We start from the raw sequence: 15,519 nt of genomic DNA on the forward strand, positions 1-15,519 counted from the left end.
GGTCTCAGGCCGCCTGCGGTATTTCCGCCAGGCTGCGGTAGAGGGTGAACACCTGGTCCAGACGCGCCAGCTTGAGCACGTTCAGCGCTGTGGCGCTGACCCCGACCAGAGCGAACTGCAGGCCGCGCTCCCGCGCGTGTTGCAGTCCCTCGACCAGACTGGCGACGCCCGAACTGTCGATATAGTCGACGGCAGACAGGTCGACCAGGGTCGGCTGGCCATCGTCCAGACAGCCCAGGATCACCGCGCGGGCCTCCGGACTCCGATGCATATCGATCTCGCCGCTGAGCCCCACCACGGCCCAGCCCTTCTCACGGCTCACTGCGTAACTCATGGTTTCCCTCTTGCTGGTACAGGTGAACCTGCATGATCAGGCGATTGCCGGTCCCGCCGGGGTCCGGCCGGTATTCGACGGAGTCCATCAGGCTGCGCATGAAGTGCACGCCGAGACCACCGGGGCGGACGGTGGCCAGGTCGCGCGGCTGCACGCGGGCCGGGTCCAGCGCGGGCGCCCCGTCCTCGATGCAGACCTCCAGCCGGTCGCCATCCAACCCCAGCGTGACCCCGATCCAGCCGGGGCGACCGGCGTAGCCATGCTGGATGACGTTCATGCAGGCTTCGTTGACTGCCATCACCACGGCATCGCGCCGGCTTCCCGTCACGCCCGCATCCTCCAGCGCCGCGCGCAATCCGTCGCGGATTCGCTGCAACTCGGCCGGGCTCGCATCGAAACGACCCGAAAACAGGGTCTCAGCCACCGTTTCCACCCCGCATGGCGCCGCTGTCGACGACCAGCAGGGTGAGGTCGTCCGCGGCCGATTCCTGACGTCCCTGGACTCCATGCAGGATCTGATGCAAGCGCCGTTCCAGCGGCGCCCCGGCGTGCTCGCGGATCAGCCGCTTCAGTCCGCCCAGGCCCAGCTCGCCGCCACCGGGCTGTCGCGCCTCGGTCACGCCGTCGGTGAACAGATACAGCGCGCCCTCTTCCAGCCGGAATTCGAGATTCTCGTAGCGGCTGTCCGGCAACACGCCCAGCGGCGGCCCACTGGCCGGCCATTCGCGGAAGGCACCGTCGCCCCGCAATTGCAGCACCGGCAGGTGACCGGCATTGGCCAGCCGGCCGCGCCCGGTTTCGGGGTCGAAGATGCCCGCCGCCATGGTCACGAACATGCCGCGGATGGCGTTCTCGCTCAGCTCGCGGTTGAGCATGGCCAGCAGCGCCGAGGGATCGGTGACACCCTTGCCCAGACAGTGGAACAGGCTGCTGGTCTTGGCCATCAGCAGCGCCGCATGCATGCCCTTGCCCGACACATCGGCGATGGCGAAGTAGCGCCAGCCATCGCGGGCGGTGAAGTGGTCGTAGAAATCGCCGGAAACCTGGCGGGCGGAGAGATTCAGTCCCAGCACACCTTCCTCGGGTGTGCTGCGGCGCGGCAGCAGCGCGCACTGCACCTCGCGCGCCAGGGCCAGCTCGCGGTCGAGTTCCGCGGCCAGGGCGTCGCGCTCGGCCAGGGTCTGCTGCAGGCGCCAGGTGAGTTCCTGGAAGCTGAGGTTTTCCTCGGCCAGACGCAGGTTCGCCTCGCGCAGGACTTCCTCCAGCGCCGGTTGGCGGTCGATGCGAAAGCCCAGCAGGCTGGCCGCCTCGGCAATGGCCTCGCCGACACCGTCCAGCAGGCCGTCGACGGCCTCGGCATCCAGATCGAAGTGTTCGTCCAGTACCTTGCCGCAGCGCGCATAGACGATGCGCTTGTCGGCCGCGGAAAACACCGCGGCCATCCAGTCCGCGCAGCGCGCCACGCGGCAGAGTTGCCGGATCTCGCCGGACAGTTCGCCGAACACCGGCGCATGATGATGACCGATGGCCGCGGCCAGATCCTCGGGCAGCCCCCAGGCAGCGGCCAGCGCCTGCCCGGCCTGCTCGTGGGTATGGCCAAAGAGCTGTCGCTCGAGTTCCAGCCGGTCGTCGGGATTGGCCGCCTCCAGCCGCGCCCATTCGCTCACGCGGTCGGGATACAGGTAGAACAGGACCAGCAGACCGAAATCCTGCAGCAGGCCGGCAGTGAAGCATTCATCGACGTCCAGTCCCGCAATGTCTGCCAATGCCCGCGCGCAGACCGCACGCCGCAAGGCAGCCTCCCAGAAGCGGTCCAGGGGCATGCCCGGAATGGCCTCCTTGCGCAGGGCATCGCGCATGGCGATACAGAGCGCGAGGTTGCGCAGGGCGCGTTGACCGAGCAGCGCGACCGCGTGGGCGGCGGACCTGACCTGGGAGCGAAAGCCGAAGAAGGCCGAATTGGCCACCCGCAGCAATTCGGCCGTGAGCACCGGGTCGCGGGTGATGAATTCGCCCAGGCGACGCGCATCGATGTCCGGGCGCGAACAGGCCTGAACGATCTGCAGCGCGGCCTGAGGCGGCGCGGGCAGGTCGGTGGGGCGCAGCTGGTCGAGGGCGAGGGCTTCTTCCATGAGCGGTTCTTCGTCGGTCGGCAGCGGCTGCACCCGCTGCCGCCTGAGTGGCAATGCGCGGGCCGCCCGGCCCGTGCCTTCGGCCGGGTTATCGGCGCCGGGGAGGAATTCTGTACCAGGCCCGCCGCCGGGCGCGCGATGGCGGGCGTCATCCGGATACGCCGACAGCAGGCCAGCCGGGTGAACAGGACACATCGGGTTCCCGCTTCGAAAATACAGGGATTTGCGGGCATTTCCTCGTCCCCGTGGTGAAACCCGCGGGTCGCGGGTAAGCTGAAAATCCTCACGGGCGAGACGCAAGGACCCCAAACCGCATGCCGGAACCCTGGATCGACGCCCTGATCGTCCTGGGCCTGCTGATTCTGGCCAACGGCGCGCCCATCCTGGCGCGCCTGCTCGCGGGCGGCCGCGAGGGCCGACCGGTGGACGGCGGACGGCGGGCGCCCGACGGCCGGCCCTGGCTCGGGCCGTCCAAGACCTGGCGGGGCATCCTGGCCGCGGTGCTGCTGACACCGCTGGCGGCCTGGGTGCTGGGCGAGCCGGCGCTGGCCGGCCTGCTGATCGGCATCGGGGCGATGGCGGGCGACCTGCTGGCCAGCTTCGTCAAGCGCCGGATGGGCATCCCCTCCAGCGGCATGGCGCTGGGCCTGGACCAGATTCCCGAAAGTCTGCTGCCGCTGCTGCTGGTGGAACCCCTCTACCGTTTCGGCCCCTGGCAACTCCTGGCCATGGTGATGCTGTTCCTGGTCGCCGAGCTGGTGCTGTCACGCATCCTCTACGCCCTGCACATCCGCAAGCACCCCTGGTGACATCCCTGGCCGGACAGGGGGTCCATGACGCGAAGGGAAAGGGAGAGGACGGCCTGCACATGAACATGCTCTGCAACCTCAGCATTGAGGAAGCTACGCTCAAATAAAGACATCAAAGACCCCGCTATCAGCCGCGCGTCAGCCGATGCACCACCACCTCGGGCGGGCAGTTGAGACGCACGTCGACCACGCAGGCACCGGAACCGGTCGAGGTGTAGCCCTGCAGGTCGCGAAAGCGCCATGCGCCCCGGCAGAAGCGACGCGGGGCACGCGCATTGCACATCACGGGAATGCCGCCGGGCAGACAGATCTGGCCACCGTGGGTATGGCCGCAGAGCATGAGGTCGAAGCCGGCATAGGCGGCGTGGCGGTAGATCTCGGGGGAATGGGCCAGCAGCAGGCTGACGGCATCGCCCGGTATGGCCTCGGCAGCCCGTTCCAGATTGTCGGCACGGTGGAAGTGCGGATCGTCGATACCGGCTACATGCAGCGCCGCCTCGCGGCGGGTGACGACGGTGGATTCGTTGAGCAGCACCCGGATGTCCAGCGCCTCGATGTCCGGGACCATGCGGATGGTATCGTGATTGCCCAGCACCGCCAGCACCGGGCCGCGCAGGTACGGCCGCACCCTCGCCAGGCCCTCGACGGCCGCCTGGAACGGCCCGAAGGTACGGGCACGGAAGTCGCCGGTGAGCACGCACAGATCGTATTCCAGCCCGCGCACGGCCTCGATCAGCGCCGCCGGCATGTCGTCGGCCATGTCGAGATGAAGATCCGACACCTGCAGGATGCGGAAACCCTCGAAGGCCGGATCCAGCCGTGGCAGGGCCACCGATCGCTCGCGGATCCGGATACGCCGCGCGTTGCGTTGGCCACGTCCGTGCAGGCCACTGAGTCGCAGCAGGCCGCGCATCCAGCCGTGGATGGAATACCAGTTCTCGATGTGGAAGAAGGTGCGGCCGGGCGCGAACACCCGGGCCTCGTAGTCGCATTCCATGCCCAGGCGCTGGGCGAGATGGGTGCGGCCGATGCGGGCCTCGAGCTGCTCGCGCACCGTCTCCGGCATGGGCGGACAGCGCAGGGCCTCATTCATGCCAGGAACGCCCGTGATGCGGCGGCTGCCACAGCCGCACTTCCCGACGCTTGAACAGTGGCACCAGCAGCATGCCGGCGACGAAACCGCCGATGTGGGCACCGAAGGCCACGCCGCCGCTACTGGCCGGCGCCGCCGCCGAACTGATGAGCTGGAACAGGAACCAGAAGCCCAGTACCCAGCCGGCGGGCAGCACCATGGTGTGCAGCAGGAACCCCAGCGGGATGCCCACCACCACCCGGGCGTGGGGATAGAGCAGCAGATAGGCGCCGAGCACACCGGAGATGGCGCCACTGGCACCGATCATGGGAATGGTCGATTCGGGATTCGGCAGCGCCTGGGCAAACACCGCCGCCACCCCGCAGACCAGATAGAACAGCAGGAAGCGGCCGTGGCCCATGGCATCCTCGACATTGTTGCCGAAGATCCACAGGTAGAGCATGTTGCCGATCAGGTGCATCCAGCCGCCGTGCAGGAACATGCTGGTGAAGACGGTGGTCCAGGGCGGCACCCAGGCCAGCTGGGGATCGAGCTGGGCGTGGCCGAACAGCACCCCCGGTATGACACCCAGCGCCATCACCGCCACCTGCCCCGCGCGTCCCAGGCTGAGCTGCCACAGGAACACCAGGATGCACAGCCCCATCAGGGTCACCGTGACAATGGGCGGGCGTTCGGTCGGGTTGTCGTCGTGCAGCGGAATCATGCGCCGGCGTCCGCCTCGCCATCGATGGCGAATCCGCAGCGGCGGTGGCTGGCGTCGCAGAAGGGCCGGTTGCCCGACTGCCCGCAGCGGCACAGCGCGGCCTTGTTGCGGGTAGTGCAGCTGCCGTCGGCGCCGACGATTTCCACGGGACCGCGCACGATCAGCATGGCGTTGCGCCGCACCGTGATCTGCAGCGGGCCGGTCGCCGCCCCGGGTACCTCCGCCTTCTCGTCCTCGACATGGCCGGGATCGGCAAAGCCGGCCACCCGGTGGCTGCCATCGCAGAAGGGCGGGGTGCCGGTGTGGCCACAACGGCACAGGGCAGTATCCCCGGGGCGCTCCACGCGGCTGCCGTCCGGCAGCTCGATGACGAGGGGCTGGTCGATGTACAACGGCCCGTTGGGGCGCAGGCGGATGGTGGTGGTCATGGACGCTCCGGCAACAACAAGGGTCTGCCGCCATTCTGACGCCCGGGCGGACCTCGGGCAACGCCGCACCCCGGACTCAGAACAGATCGAGCTGCCGATCGTCACCCGCCCGCGGCGGGCGAAAGCCGCTGCAGTCGAGTGGCGGCAGCCCCGGAAACCCCAGCCTCCGCCGGGCCAGCCGGAAGCGCTGGGCGATCAGATCCGCATAGGGCCCGGTACCCGTCATGCGCGCGCCGAAGCGGCTGTCGTAGAGCGCTCCGCCCCGGCAGTCGCGCAGCCGCGCCAGCACGTGCGCGGCTCGACGGGGCTCGTGCACGGCCAGCCAGTCCTCGAACAGCGGTGCCACCTCGCGCGGCAGCCGCAGCAGCACATGGCCGGCATCGAGCGCGCCCGCCTCGCGGGCCGCCGCCAGCAGCGTTTCCAGCTCGCCGTCGGTAAGCACCGGGATCACCGGCGCCACCAGCACGCTGACCGGGATGCCCGCCTCGCTCAGCCTGCGAATCATCTCCAGCCGCCGGCGCGGGGCCGCGGCGCGCGGTTCCATGCGCCGCGCCAGTTCCGCATCCAGGGTGGTGAGCGACACCGCGACCGACACCCGTCCGGCCTCGGCCATCGGCACCAGCAGGTCGAGGTCACGCTCCACGCCTGCCGACTTGGTGACGATGCTCACGGGGTGGCCGCACCCCGCCAGCACCTCCAGCAGTCGCCGGGTCAGCCGCAACCGCCGCTCGATCGGCTGGTAGGCGTCGGTATTGATGCCCAGCGCGAGAGGTGCACAACGGTAGCCGGGGCGCGCCAGCTCCCGGCGCAGGATCTCCGGCGCGTCCGGCTTCCAGGTCAGGCGGGTCTCGAAGTCCAGCCCCGGCGACCAGCCCAGCCAGGCATGCGCAGGCCGCGCGAAACAGTAGATGCAGCCGTGCTCGCAGCCGCGATAGGGATTGATGGAACGGTCGAAGGGCACGTCGGGCGAATCGTTGTACGCAATGACGCTGCGCGCGCGATCGACGTGCAGCTCGGTGGGAATGCGGTCCGGACGGGCCTCGAGCGAACCCCAGCCGTCATCGACATACTCCAGTGCCCGGGTGTCGTAACGGTTGTCGGAATTGCCGAGCGCACCGCGCCCGCGCAGCGGCTTGTCGTGGCGAAGGGCCATGCGCCCATTGCAGCAGCCGGCGCCGCCGCGGGCAAGGGCCGGGACAGGAAATCAGTGCCGGGCGCGGCGTGCGCTTTCGGGCCGGGCCCTCACGCCGCCCAGCAGGTCCAGCAGACCCGCCTCCAGCGCGCGCGCCTGGCGTTGCGCGGCCTGCTCCAGCGTGGCCCGCACCAGGCCGCCGAGCTGCGGCGCCAGGCCTTCCTGAAGCCGCGAAGTCAACTGCGTGGCCAGGTCGCCCGACAACCGTTCGAGATCGGCACGCAGGGCGGCCTCCGAGGCCGCAAGCGCCTGCTCCAGATGCCGGCGCATGAGCGCCGGGAGCTGCTCGGCCAGCACTCCGGCAAGGGTTTCGGCGACCCGTCGCGCGGCATCGCCCGCCCAGACATCGGCATCGCTCGGCGCCGGGTCCGGCTGCGGGGCAGGCGCCTCTGCGTGCAGGGGGATACTGCGCGCACTCAGCAGATCGTCCAGCAGGCGACAGAGCTGACGGGGATCGTCGCCCTTGCGCACCACCGCGCGCACGCCGAAGCTCCGCGCCCGGCGCTCCAGGCCCTCGTCCACGCCGGCGCTGACCAGCACCACCGGGATCGACGAGGTCAGGGTCGAACTGGCCAGCTCCAGCGCGGCGTCACAGCCGTCCATGCCCGGCATGAGATTGTCCATGACCACGGCATCGGGTCGCAGGACGGGAATCACGCGCAGGGCAATCTCCGCAGCACCGGCTTCCTCCACCCGATAACCGCAGCCTTCCAGCAGCCGACGCGTGACGAGACGCGCCGACGGCGAATCGTCGACCACCAGGATCGTATGTTGGCTCATTGTGGCTCCATCCTCTGGAGGGCGGCCGCGTCATCCTGCTGCGGCCGGCTCTTCTTGTTGTGGTCGGTTGAACATAGTCAATGGCCGCGGAATTTACAACTGATTACGCGGGATTATGCGGAAGCCGGCTCTAAGCGACTGAACAGGCTTGTATTCAGGCGTGATGGCGATACCATGCGAGGAGCAATCCCGCTGCGGAGTCCGGCATGAACCTGGAAAAGGTCGTCTTTGCGTTCTTCATTCTGCTTGCCCTCACCCTCAACTTCGGCTTCGTGATGGGCGAGATCGACAATCCCGATCATCACAATCGCTACGAGCTGTTCAGCGCACTGATCGTCAGCCTCATCGCCACCGTGCTCAAGTTCGGTGACCGCACCCACATCGGTGCCGTACTGCTGGCCACCAGCCTGGTAGCCGACCTGCAGTTGCTGGCCGCCGTGGGGGTGTGGGGCTATGCGACCTACGTGGCGGAACTGGGCGTAGACGGCCGCATCATGGCAGACATCGTGGCACTGTCCGGAGGCGCGCTGGTTGCCAACGTCTGTTCGGTGGTGCTGCTCATCATCGAGACAGTCATGATGCGACGCTGAGGCCGGAAGGTGGAACACGTCGTCTCCCTCGTCCTGCGCCGCATGCGGCGGCCGCTGATCGTACTGATCACGGCCTACGCCATCTCCATCCTTGGCTACACACTCATCGAGGGCGTGGACGACCAGGGACAGCCCTGGCGCATGGGTTTCTTCCATGCATTCTACGTGGTCAGCTACATGGGCTCGACCATCGGCTTCGGCGAACTGCCCTACCCGTTCACCGATGCCCAGCGGTTGTGGACCACGGTCATGATCTACCTCACGGTGATTTCCTGGCTGTATGCCATCGGCTCGTTGCTCACCATCCTGCGTGACGAGAACTTCCGCCGGGTGCTGGCCTTCTCAAGCTTCTCCCGCCGCGCTGCTGCCCTGCGCGAGCCCTTCTACGTCATCTGTGGCTATGGCGACACCGGCAGCCTGATCGTGCGCGAGCTGGCCGAGCGCGGCATTCCGGCCACTGTCATGGATATCGACGAAGACAGGTTGCACGCCCTGGAACTGGAGGACCTGCCCCTGTACATGCCAGGGCTGTGTGCCGATGCCAATGACATCGCCAACCTGCGCGCCGCGGGACTGGATCACCCGGCCTGTCGCGGCGTGGTCGCCGTCACCAACCGTGACGCCACCAACCTGAAGATCGCACTGACCGTCAAGCTGCTGCGGCCGGACATGAAGGTGATTGCCCGCGCCGAGCACCGCGACAGCGCCGCCAACATGGCCTCCTTCGGGACCGATCACATCATCAATCCTTTCGAGACCTTCGGTGACCTGTTCGGAATGCTGTTCCATTCCCCGGCCATGCACCTGGTTCATGAATGGATCACCGCCATACACGATGCCCCGCTGGAGGAATTCGTCACCCCGCCGTCGGGCGGCTGGATACTCTGCGGCTACGGGCGGTTCGGCAAGGCCGTCCGGCGCTACCTCAACTTCGAGGGCGTCGACGCCCGCGTGGTGGAAGCCGATCCGGTCTCGACCGATCCGCCGGAAAAAAGCGTGATCGGACGCGGCACCGAGGCCCACACCCTGCTCGAGGCCGGTATCCGCGATGCCGTCGGCATCATCGCAGGCACCGACGACGATACCAACAATCTTTCCATTCTGATCACGGCCAAGGATCTCAACCCGAAGCTGTTCACGGTCGCCCGACAGAACCAGATCGACAATGACGACATCTTCCACGCCTTCGATCCCGACCTGCTGATGCAGCCGAGCACCATCACTGCCCGGCGCATGCTGTCGCTGATCCTCACACCGCTGCTGGCGGACTTCTTCGAACTCGCCCGCGAGCAGGACGAGGCCTGGGCCAACGTCCTGGTGAGCCGGGTAACCGGCGTGGTCACCGACCGCTCGCCACAGACCTGGGAAATCCTGCTCGACGAGGAACAGGCCCCGGCGGTGACCACCCTGATCGGGGAAGGTCTGCAGATTCGCCTGGCGCACCTGCTCACCGACCCGCACCAGCGCGACCGCGCACTGCGCTGCGTCTGCCTTCTGCATCGTCACGGCAGCCGCCGCACGCTGTTGCCCGACGAAGACCTGGTCCTCGCGCCGGGCGACCGCCTGCTGTTCTGTGGCAACGCCCGCGAGCGTTCGGCCATGGCCTTCACCTGTCTCAATCTGAACATTCTCAATTTCGTGGTGACCGGGGAGGATCGTCCGGCGGGCATGGTCTGGAGCTGGCTCGCACGGCGCAGGGCGGCCACGGGCTGAAACCATGCAGCTTTACCTGATGCGACACGGCCACAGCGAATACAACGCGCTGGGACTGTGCAACGACGATCCCGGGGTTCCGGTACATCTCACCCGGAAGGGACGTGCCCAGGCGGAGGCTGCAGCGGCAAGACTGCGCGAGGTGCCCCTGGAGGCAATGATCGCCTCGGAACTGCCGCGGACCCGAGAGACGGCCGAGATCGTCAACCGCTTCCATGGCGTGCCCATCCATGTCCATCCCGCGCTCAACGACATCCGCACCGGCTTCGACGGTCGCCCGGTTGCGGAATACTTTGCCGCCACCCGCCCCGACCGGCTGCGCATACGGCCGCCCGGGGGCGAGTCGGTACTCGACTATCGCGAGCGCGTACTGGGCTTTGTGGACTGGCTGGCACAGCAGCCCTGGCAAGTGCTGCTGGTGGTGGCACACGAGGAGACGCTGCGCATTCTGAATGCCCACTTCACCGGGCTGCCCGAAGACCGTCTGCTCGACCAGGACTTCGCCAACTGCGAGATATTGCGGTTCCGCCTTGAACCCTGACCCGCATAGAGTGCACCAGGACACGAGACACCTCAGCCGACAGGGGCACAAGCCGTCCCGCCAGTCAGGGCAGCGGACAATCGACGCCGGTGCCACCGAGGCCACAGTAGCCGCCGGGATTCTTCGCCAGATACTGCTGGTGGTAGTCCTCGGCATAGTAGAAGGCCGGCATCCGCAGTATCTCGGTGGTGATGGTTCCCAGGCCCGCGGCCGCGAGCGCGGCCTGGTAACGCGCACGAGAGGCCTCGGCGGCTCCTAACTGTTCGTCGTTCGCGCAGTAGATGCCGGAGCGGTACTGGGTGCCGAGATCATTGCCCTGGCGCATGCCCTGGGTCGGATCATGTCCTTCCCAGAAGTGCGCCAGCAGCCGCTCGAACCCGATCCGTTCCGGGTCGTACACCACCCGCACCACCTCGTTGTGGCCGGTCAACCCGCTGCAGACCTCCTCATAGGTCGGATTGGGCGTGTAGCCACCGGCATAGCCGACGGCGGTGACCCACACCCCGTCCAGCATCCAGAAGCGTCGTTCCGCCCCCCAGAAGCAGCCCATGCCGAACAGTACCTCTGCCAGGCCTTCCGGAAAGGGCGGCAGCAGCGGACGGCCACTGACGTGATGGCGGTTGGTCACCGGCATGGGGGTGTCCCGTCCCGGCAGGGCTGCCTCCGGCGTCACCATGCGTGTCTTTCGGATCATCCAGTCCATGTGCGCCTCCTCGTCGCCACGCACATGCTAACGCTGCCGCTCGTCCATTGCGAACAAGCCCTGCGCGCCCGCAGGCACCGCGCGTCCCGGGCGTCGCACGGGTATACTCGGCGCCACCGAAACCGCTTCGAGGATAGCCGTGAACTCCGCTCCGACATCGCCCGACGCCCGCCTCTACATCGGCACCCATTGTCCCCACTGCCCCACCGTACTGGCCGCTCTCACCGAACAGGTCAAGCAGGGCCGGCTCGGACGACTGGAGGTGATCAATGTCGAGCAACGCCCGGACCTCGCCCGGGAGGCGGACGTGCGCGGCGTGCCCTTCCTGCAGCTCGGGCCGTTCGAACTGGAAGGCAACCACAGCGCCGCCGAACTGAAGCAGTGGATCGAGCGCGCGGCGACACCGGAGGGCCTGCAGGCCTACATCAGCGAAATGCTCGCCACCGGCCAGATCGCGCGCGTGGAACGGCTGCTCCGGCGCGACCCGCTGGCCTTTCATGCCCTGCTGCCGCTGCTGTCCGATCCCGATACCGAGCTGTCGGTGCGCATTGGCATCGGCGCCCTGATGGAAACCTTCGCCGGCACGCCGGGGTTGCAGGCGCTGGTCCCCGAACTCGGCGCACTCACCCGAGCGGAAGATGCCCGCACCCGCAACGATGCGGCCTATTATCTGGGACTGAGTCACGCCCCCGAGGCCCGGCACTGGCTCGAACCCCTGCGTGAAGACACGGATGCGGACGTGCGCGAGACGGCCATCGAGGCCCTGGACGCGCTGGACCGGGCCGGCGCCTGATCCGTTCTCGGCCAGGGGCCGCGTGTGTGGCTTGTCCTTCACCCAACCATGCGCTGCGCGGGGTTGAGACAGGCGAGCCGCGGATTCATGTAAGGAAGCAACCATCGACACAAAGGGCAAAACGCATGGCTGACTGGATCGAAGCCACAGTCACCGACCGGCGGGAGTGGAGTCCGGGCCTGATCTCGCTGTATTTCGATGCCGGACTACCGGCGTTCAAGGCGGGCCAGTTCGTGCGCGTGGGGCTCGACCTGGAGGGCGAAAGGGTGGCCCGGCCCTATTCTCTGGTCAATGCACCGGGGGAACGGCCGGCTGAAATCCTCTTCAACGTTGTACCCGAGGGTCCTCTGTCACCGAGACTGGCGGAACTCGCGCCCGGCGACCGGCTGTGGATCGGCCCCCAGGCCAACGGCTTTCTGGTACTTGACGAGATCCCGGATGCCGACAGCCTCTGGCTGCTGGCGACCGGCACCGGGCTCGGCCCCTTCCTGTCCATCCTCAAGACGCAACAACCCTGGCAACGCTTCGGGCGGGTGGTGCTGGTGCACTCCACCGGCACGGCCGCGGGCCTGACCCACACCGGGCTGCTGGAAAGACTGCAGGCCGAACACCCGGACCGCTTTCGCTGGCTGCCCACGCTCACCCGCGAGCGTCGCCCCGGCATGCTGGATGCGCGCATCCCGGCACTGATCGAGTCCGGCCGGCTGGAGGCCGCCGCAGACACGCCACTCGCACCCGACAGCGCCCACGTCATGCTGTGCGGCAACTCGGCCATGATCGCCGACACCACTGCCGTGCTCGAGGCCCGCGGCATGAAACGCCACCGACGCCGCGACCCGGGGCACATCACGGTGGAAAAATATCACTGAGGCCTGCACGGTATCGAGGCTGGCGGGCTGAAAGGCGAAAAGCGAAAAGAGCCACGAAACCCACCGAATCCACGAAAGGGAAAAGGGCGCCAGAGTACGTCGTGCGCCCGGAAGCCTCCGTGGATGCAGTGGATTCCGTGGCCATCCCCATCCCCGCCGCCACGGCGCACGCTGCCGGTCAGTCCCGCGCGATGGCGTGACCGAGCTTGCGCCTCAGGCTGCGGTTGATGGCGCGCGAGGCGGCAACCAGGCCGAAGGTCGCCGTCACCAGACTGGTCGAGCCGTAGCCGAGACTACAGTCCAGGGTCACACCCTGCACGCCCGGCTTGGCATGCCCCACCGTCCCGTCCCCGCGCGGATAGAGCTGCTGCTGGGCAGAGAACACGCATTCCACCCCGAAACGGCGCTTCGGATTGCGGGTCCAGCCATGGTCGGCACGCAGCCGCGAGCGGACCTTGGCGGCCAGCGGGTCATTGTATGTGAGCGTGAGGTCGGCCACCCTGACCTGGGTGGGGTCGGTCAGGCCACCTGCACCGCCGGTGGCAATGATCGGAATCCGGTTGCGCTTGCAGTGATAGATGAGCGCCGCCTTGAAGCGGATGCTGTCGATGGCGTCGATGACATAGTCGTATTCCGATGTGATCAGCTCGGGCAGGTTCTTCAGGGTAAGGAAATCGTCCACCGGGCGGCATTCGCAGCCGGGATGGATGGCCGCCACGCGTTTGGCCATGGCCGCTACCTTGGGCTGGCCCAGGGTCGAGGTGAGGGTATGCACCTGGCGGTTGATGTTGGACAGGACGATGTCGTCCGGGTCGATCAGCGTGAGCTGGCCCACGCCGCTGCGTGCCAGCGCTTCCGCAGCCCAGGAGCCGACGCCGCCGATGCCGACCACGCAGACCCTGAGTCCCCGCAGCAGGCCCGCGGCCTCGGTGCCATAGAGTCGCTCGATGCCGCCGAAGCGGGCCTGCCAGTCGTCGGTGTCGTTCATCCTGCCCCCGGAGAAAGGCGGGATTATAGCGATGCCGGGGGCGAGGGCGGGATGCCGGCGGCCGCAGGGCCGCCGGCGGGAGGCATCATTCCATGATCATTTCCGGCCAGAAGACCTTGTCCGGCTCCTTGGCCGCCAGCTCGGCCGCCTTCTTCTCGGCCTCGCCATAGGTCATCTCCTCGTCGAAATGGCCCCGCTCGAACTTGTACTTGTACTTCCAGCCGATGCGATAGCCCTTGTCGGACGCACGCCGCAGCAAGGGGTCAGCCTTGTTGGTGTAGGTACCCGTCATTTTCGGACCTCCTCTGTTGACAGTGAACGCAAGCATCCCGTTCAGGACCGGAAGGCGCAGTATACCCGCCGCGCCACCGGGCCAAAATCATTTCAAGACCATGAAAATATGGTGGTTTTTCGCTCTTGAAAAAGTCCCTGCACACCCCATCATCCCGCTCGTCAACAATCATCCAAGGAGGACAAGCCATGAGCGAAACCCTGACCCTGAAACCCCGTCACTACGACAAGCTGGGCGTGGTCCACTGCGGTGTGGGCGAGCGCGGTTTCGTGGCCGTGGCCGGCGATACCGTGACCCTGGCCAAAGGCGAATCCCACACCTTTCCCCGCACCGGCATCACGGTCACCCGCAAGGGCGACGAGTACACCTTCACCCGCTCGGTGACCGAGTCCCGGGCAGCCTGACTGTCCGGCCGCGCGGAAGCCCCGCGCGGCCTGGGTCCGGTCATTCGTCCTCGGGCTCACCCTGCCACAGCATCTCGTAACCGATCTCGTAGGTTTCGGTACAGTACTGCTTGAGCGCCTCGAACTTTTCCTTGAACACATGGTCAGCATGAGACTTCTCATGATGTTCGAAGGACTTCCAGTAGGTGACGATGGCCACATGATCATCGGTTGACTGCTTGGAGTCGAAAGAGCCCTGCTCCGAAACGAACCCCGTGTACTTGAACACCTGGCCACCGATGAAACCACCCTCTTCATCGCCGTAGGTATTCTTGACCACGTTGCACATCTCACCCAGCGCCAGCTCCAGATCCTCGCGGCTGACACCCTCCTTGAGCTTGACAACGTTGAACAGCATCACGGCACCAAAGGGAATCGTGAGCGGTTGAAACATGGCTGTTCTCCTCAAATCCGGTTGGCAAGAGAGCGGGTTGCGACACAGCCCGGATGACTGTCGTAGTCGCGGCCCATTCCGGTCGCAAATGGTGACGGATACGCTTCCGCCGACGCGCGACGCACCGGTGTCCGGCCCCGCAACTGGGACATCTGCCGACCCCATATGGTGTCGACCGCCAACCGTTTCAAGTCATTTGACCTTTCGGGGAGCGAGGGTGCAGGATGTGAAAGGCACCCACGCCGCCACCCTGCTCCGGTTCACCGGCACGAGCGGCGCAATGTACCTGTGGCCCACAGGAAGGTGATACCCCATGATGTTGCTCGGCTTGTTGCTGCTCTGGTTGCTCACAGCCTTCGGCCTCTGGCTGACCAGCCTGCTGGTGCCGGGCATTCGCATCCGCTCGGGCACGGACCTGCTGCTGGCCGCGCTGGTGCTGGGCCTGATGAACGCGCTCATCCGTCCGCTGCTGTGGGTCCTGACACTGCCGCTGACGGTGCTGACCTTCGGCCTGTTCGCGCTGCTGGTGAACGCCTTCATCCTGTGGCTGACCGGGCGGCTGGTACCGGGCTTCGAGGTCCGCGATTTCGCCAGTGCGCTGCTGGGCGCCCTGATCATGGCCCTGCTGGGTGTTGCGGCAATGATCCTGCTTCAGTTCGGGATGATGGGCACGGTGCACTGGGTCACGATCGAGCCCGGCACGCCGCCGATGGCGTTCTGAG

Annotated in this window: 20 protein-coding genes; 8 read left to right on the forward strand and 12 right to left on the reverse strand. The window is 67.0% G+C overall.

Annotated elements, in window-relative coordinates; all coding sequences use genetic code 11:
• Positions 1 to 4 precede the first annotated feature (4 nt).
• Genes MVF76_RS00310 through MVF76_RS00320 form a run of 3 tightly spaced genes read right to left on the reverse strand, consistent with a single transcriptional unit; the run spans position 5 to position 2,466 of the window.
• Entirely contained in the window at positions 5 to 334 is a 330-nt protein-coding gene (locus MVF76_RS00310) for an STAS domain-containing protein (protein WP_297526511.1), read from the reverse strand.
• The gene (locus MVF76_RS00315; protein WP_297526513.1) at positions 312 to 758 is read right to left on the reverse strand and encodes an ATP-binding protein; all 447 of its coding nucleotides are present in this window, start codon (positions 756 to 758) and stop codon (positions 312 to 314) included. Before MVF76_RS00315 ends, MVF76_RS00310 begins: the two co-directional genes overlap by 23 nt.
• Positions 751 to 2,466, reverse strand: coding sequence for an HDOD domain-containing protein (locus MVF76_RS00320; RefSeq protein WP_297526515.1), 1,716 nt, complete (start codon positions 2,464 to 2,466; stop codon positions 751 to 753). Before MVF76_RS00320 ends, MVF76_RS00315 begins: the two co-directional genes overlap by 8 nt.
• A gap of 314 nt (positions 2,467 to 2,780) precedes the next feature.
• Between MVF76_RS00320 and MVF76_RS00325 the strand changes: the two genes are divergently transcribed.
• Positions 2,781 to 3,275: a CDP-archaeol synthase gene (locus MVF76_RS00325; protein WP_297526517.1), complete on the forward strand. Its 495-nt coding sequence runs from the start codon at positions 2,781 to 2,783 to the stop codon at positions 3,273 to 3,275.
• A 127-nt stretch (positions 3,276 to 3,402) separates the two neighbouring features.
• Here MVF76_RS00325 and MVF76_RS00330 read toward each other — a convergent pair whose 3' ends face one another.
• From MVF76_RS00330 to MVF76_RS00350, 5 genes are all read right to left on the reverse strand, one after another.
• The gene (locus MVF76_RS00330; RefSeq protein WP_297526518.1) at positions 3,403 to 4,368 is read right to left on the reverse strand and encodes a metallophosphoesterase; all 966 of its coding nucleotides are present in this window, start codon (positions 4,366 to 4,368) and stop codon (positions 3,403 to 3,405) included.
• Positions 4,361 to 5,071, reverse strand: a complete 711-nt coding sequence (locus MVF76_RS00335; RefSeq protein ID WP_297526520.1) for a rhomboid family intramembrane serine protease — start codon at positions 5,069 to 5,071, stop codon at positions 4,361 to 4,363. Before MVF76_RS00335 ends, MVF76_RS00330 begins: the two co-directional genes overlap by 8 nt.
• On the reverse strand, positions 5,068 to 5,499 hold the full coding sequence (locus tag MVF76_RS00340; RefSeq protein ID WP_297526522.1) for a CDGSH iron-sulfur domain-containing protein: 432 nt from the start codon (positions 5,497 to 5,499) through the stop codon (positions 5,068 to 5,070). Before MVF76_RS00340 ends, MVF76_RS00335 begins: the two co-directional genes overlap by 4 nt.
• A gap of 76 nt (positions 5,500 to 5,575) precedes the next feature.
• Positions 5,576 to 6,652, reverse strand: a complete 1,077-nt coding sequence (locus tag MVF76_RS00345; RefSeq protein ID WP_297526524.1) for a PA0069 family radical SAM protein — start codon at positions 6,650 to 6,652, stop codon at positions 5,576 to 5,578.
• Positions 6,653 to 6,703: 51 nt separating this feature from the next.
• Positions 6,704 to 7,471, reverse strand: a complete 768-nt coding sequence (locus MVF76_RS00350) for a response regulator (protein ID WP_297526526.1) — start codon at positions 7,469 to 7,471, stop codon at positions 6,704 to 6,706.
• A gap of 206 nt (positions 7,472 to 7,677) precedes the next feature.
• Between MVF76_RS00350 and MVF76_RS00355 the strand changes: the two genes are divergently transcribed.
• From MVF76_RS00355 to MVF76_RS00365, 3 genes are read left to right on the forward strand one after another with little or no spacing between them, the layout of a single operon-like run.
• Positions 7,678 to 8,061, forward strand: a complete 384-nt coding sequence (locus MVF76_RS00355; protein ID WP_297526528.1) for a DUF6394 family protein — start codon at positions 7,678 to 7,680, stop codon at positions 8,059 to 8,061.
• Between the two features lie 9 nt (positions 8,062 to 8,070).
• A complete protein-coding gene (locus MVF76_RS00360; protein ID WP_297526530.1) occupies positions 8,071 to 9,774 on the forward strand; it encodes a potassium channel family protein in 1,704 nt (567 codons plus the stop codon).
• Between the two features lie 4 nt (positions 9,775 to 9,778).
• Complete coding sequence (locus MVF76_RS00365; RefSeq protein ID WP_297526532.1) at positions 9,779 to 10,315, forward strand: histidine phosphatase family protein; 537 nt, start codon at positions 9,779 to 9,781, stop codon at positions 10,313 to 10,315.
• Between the two features lie 64 nt (positions 10,316 to 10,379).
• Here MVF76_RS00365 and msrA read toward each other — a convergent pair whose 3' ends face one another.
• Positions 10,380 to 11,018: a peptide-methionine (S)-S-oxide reductase MsrA gene (msrA, locus tag MVF76_RS00370; protein WP_297526535.1), complete on the reverse strand. Its 639-nt coding sequence runs from the start codon at positions 11,016 to 11,018 to the stop codon at positions 10,380 to 10,382.
• Between the two features lie 139 nt (positions 11,019 to 11,157).
• Between msrA and MVF76_RS00375 the strand changes: the two genes are divergently transcribed.
• The gene (locus MVF76_RS00375; protein ID WP_297526537.1) at positions 11,158 to 11,811 is read left to right on the forward strand and encodes a thioredoxin family protein; all 654 of its coding nucleotides are present in this window, start codon (positions 11,158 to 11,160) and stop codon (positions 11,809 to 11,811) included.
• Positions 11,812 to 11,936: 125 nt separating this feature from the next.
• The gene (locus MVF76_RS00380) at positions 11,937 to 12,680 is read left to right on the forward strand and encodes a ferredoxin--NADP reductase (protein WP_297526539.1); all 744 of its coding nucleotides are present in this window, start codon (positions 11,937 to 11,939) and stop codon (positions 12,678 to 12,680) included.
• 178 nt (positions 12,681 to 12,858) lie between these two features.
• Here MVF76_RS00380 and tcdA read toward each other — a convergent pair whose 3' ends face one another.
• Positions 12,859 to 13,668, reverse strand: a complete 810-nt coding sequence (gene tcdA, locus MVF76_RS00385; RefSeq protein ID WP_297526541.1) for a tRNA cyclic N6-threonylcarbamoyladenosine(37) synthase TcdA — start codon at positions 13,666 to 13,668, stop codon at positions 12,859 to 12,861.
• An 85-nt stretch (positions 13,669 to 13,753) separates the two neighbouring features.
• Positions 13,754 to 13,960, reverse strand: a complete 207-nt coding sequence (locus MVF76_RS00390; protein WP_297526542.1) for a hypothetical protein — start codon at positions 13,958 to 13,960, stop codon at positions 13,754 to 13,756.
• 188 nt (positions 13,961 to 14,148) lie between these two features.
• Here MVF76_RS00390 and MVF76_RS00395 point away from each other — a divergent pair, with 188 nt between their 5' ends.
• Entirely contained in the window at positions 14,149 to 14,364 is a 216-nt protein-coding gene (locus MVF76_RS00395) for a hypothetical protein (protein WP_297526544.1), read from the forward strand.
• Positions 14,365 to 14,404: 40 nt separating this feature from the next.
• Here the strand turns inward: MVF76_RS00395 and MVF76_RS00400 are convergent, their stop codons facing one another.
• Positions 14,405 to 14,797 (reverse strand): hypothetical protein, encoded by a 393-nt coding sequence (locus MVF76_RS00400; RefSeq protein WP_297526546.1) that lies wholly within the window; start codon positions 14,795 to 14,797, stop codon positions 14,405 to 14,407.
• A 313-nt stretch (positions 14,798 to 15,110) separates the two neighbouring features.
• Here MVF76_RS00400 and MVF76_RS00405 point away from each other — a divergent pair, with 313 nt between their 5' ends.
• Positions 15,111 to 15,518 (forward strand): phage holin family protein, encoded by a 408-nt coding sequence (locus MVF76_RS00405; protein ID WP_297526548.1) that lies wholly within the window; start codon positions 15,111 to 15,113, stop codon positions 15,516 to 15,518.
• Position 15,519: the final 1 nt, after the last annotated feature.

This window comes from Thiohalobacter sp., from assembly GCF_027000115.1.
Lineage (GTDB): Bacteria > Pseudomonadota > Gammaproteobacteria > Thiohalobacterales > Thiohalobacteraceae > JALTON01.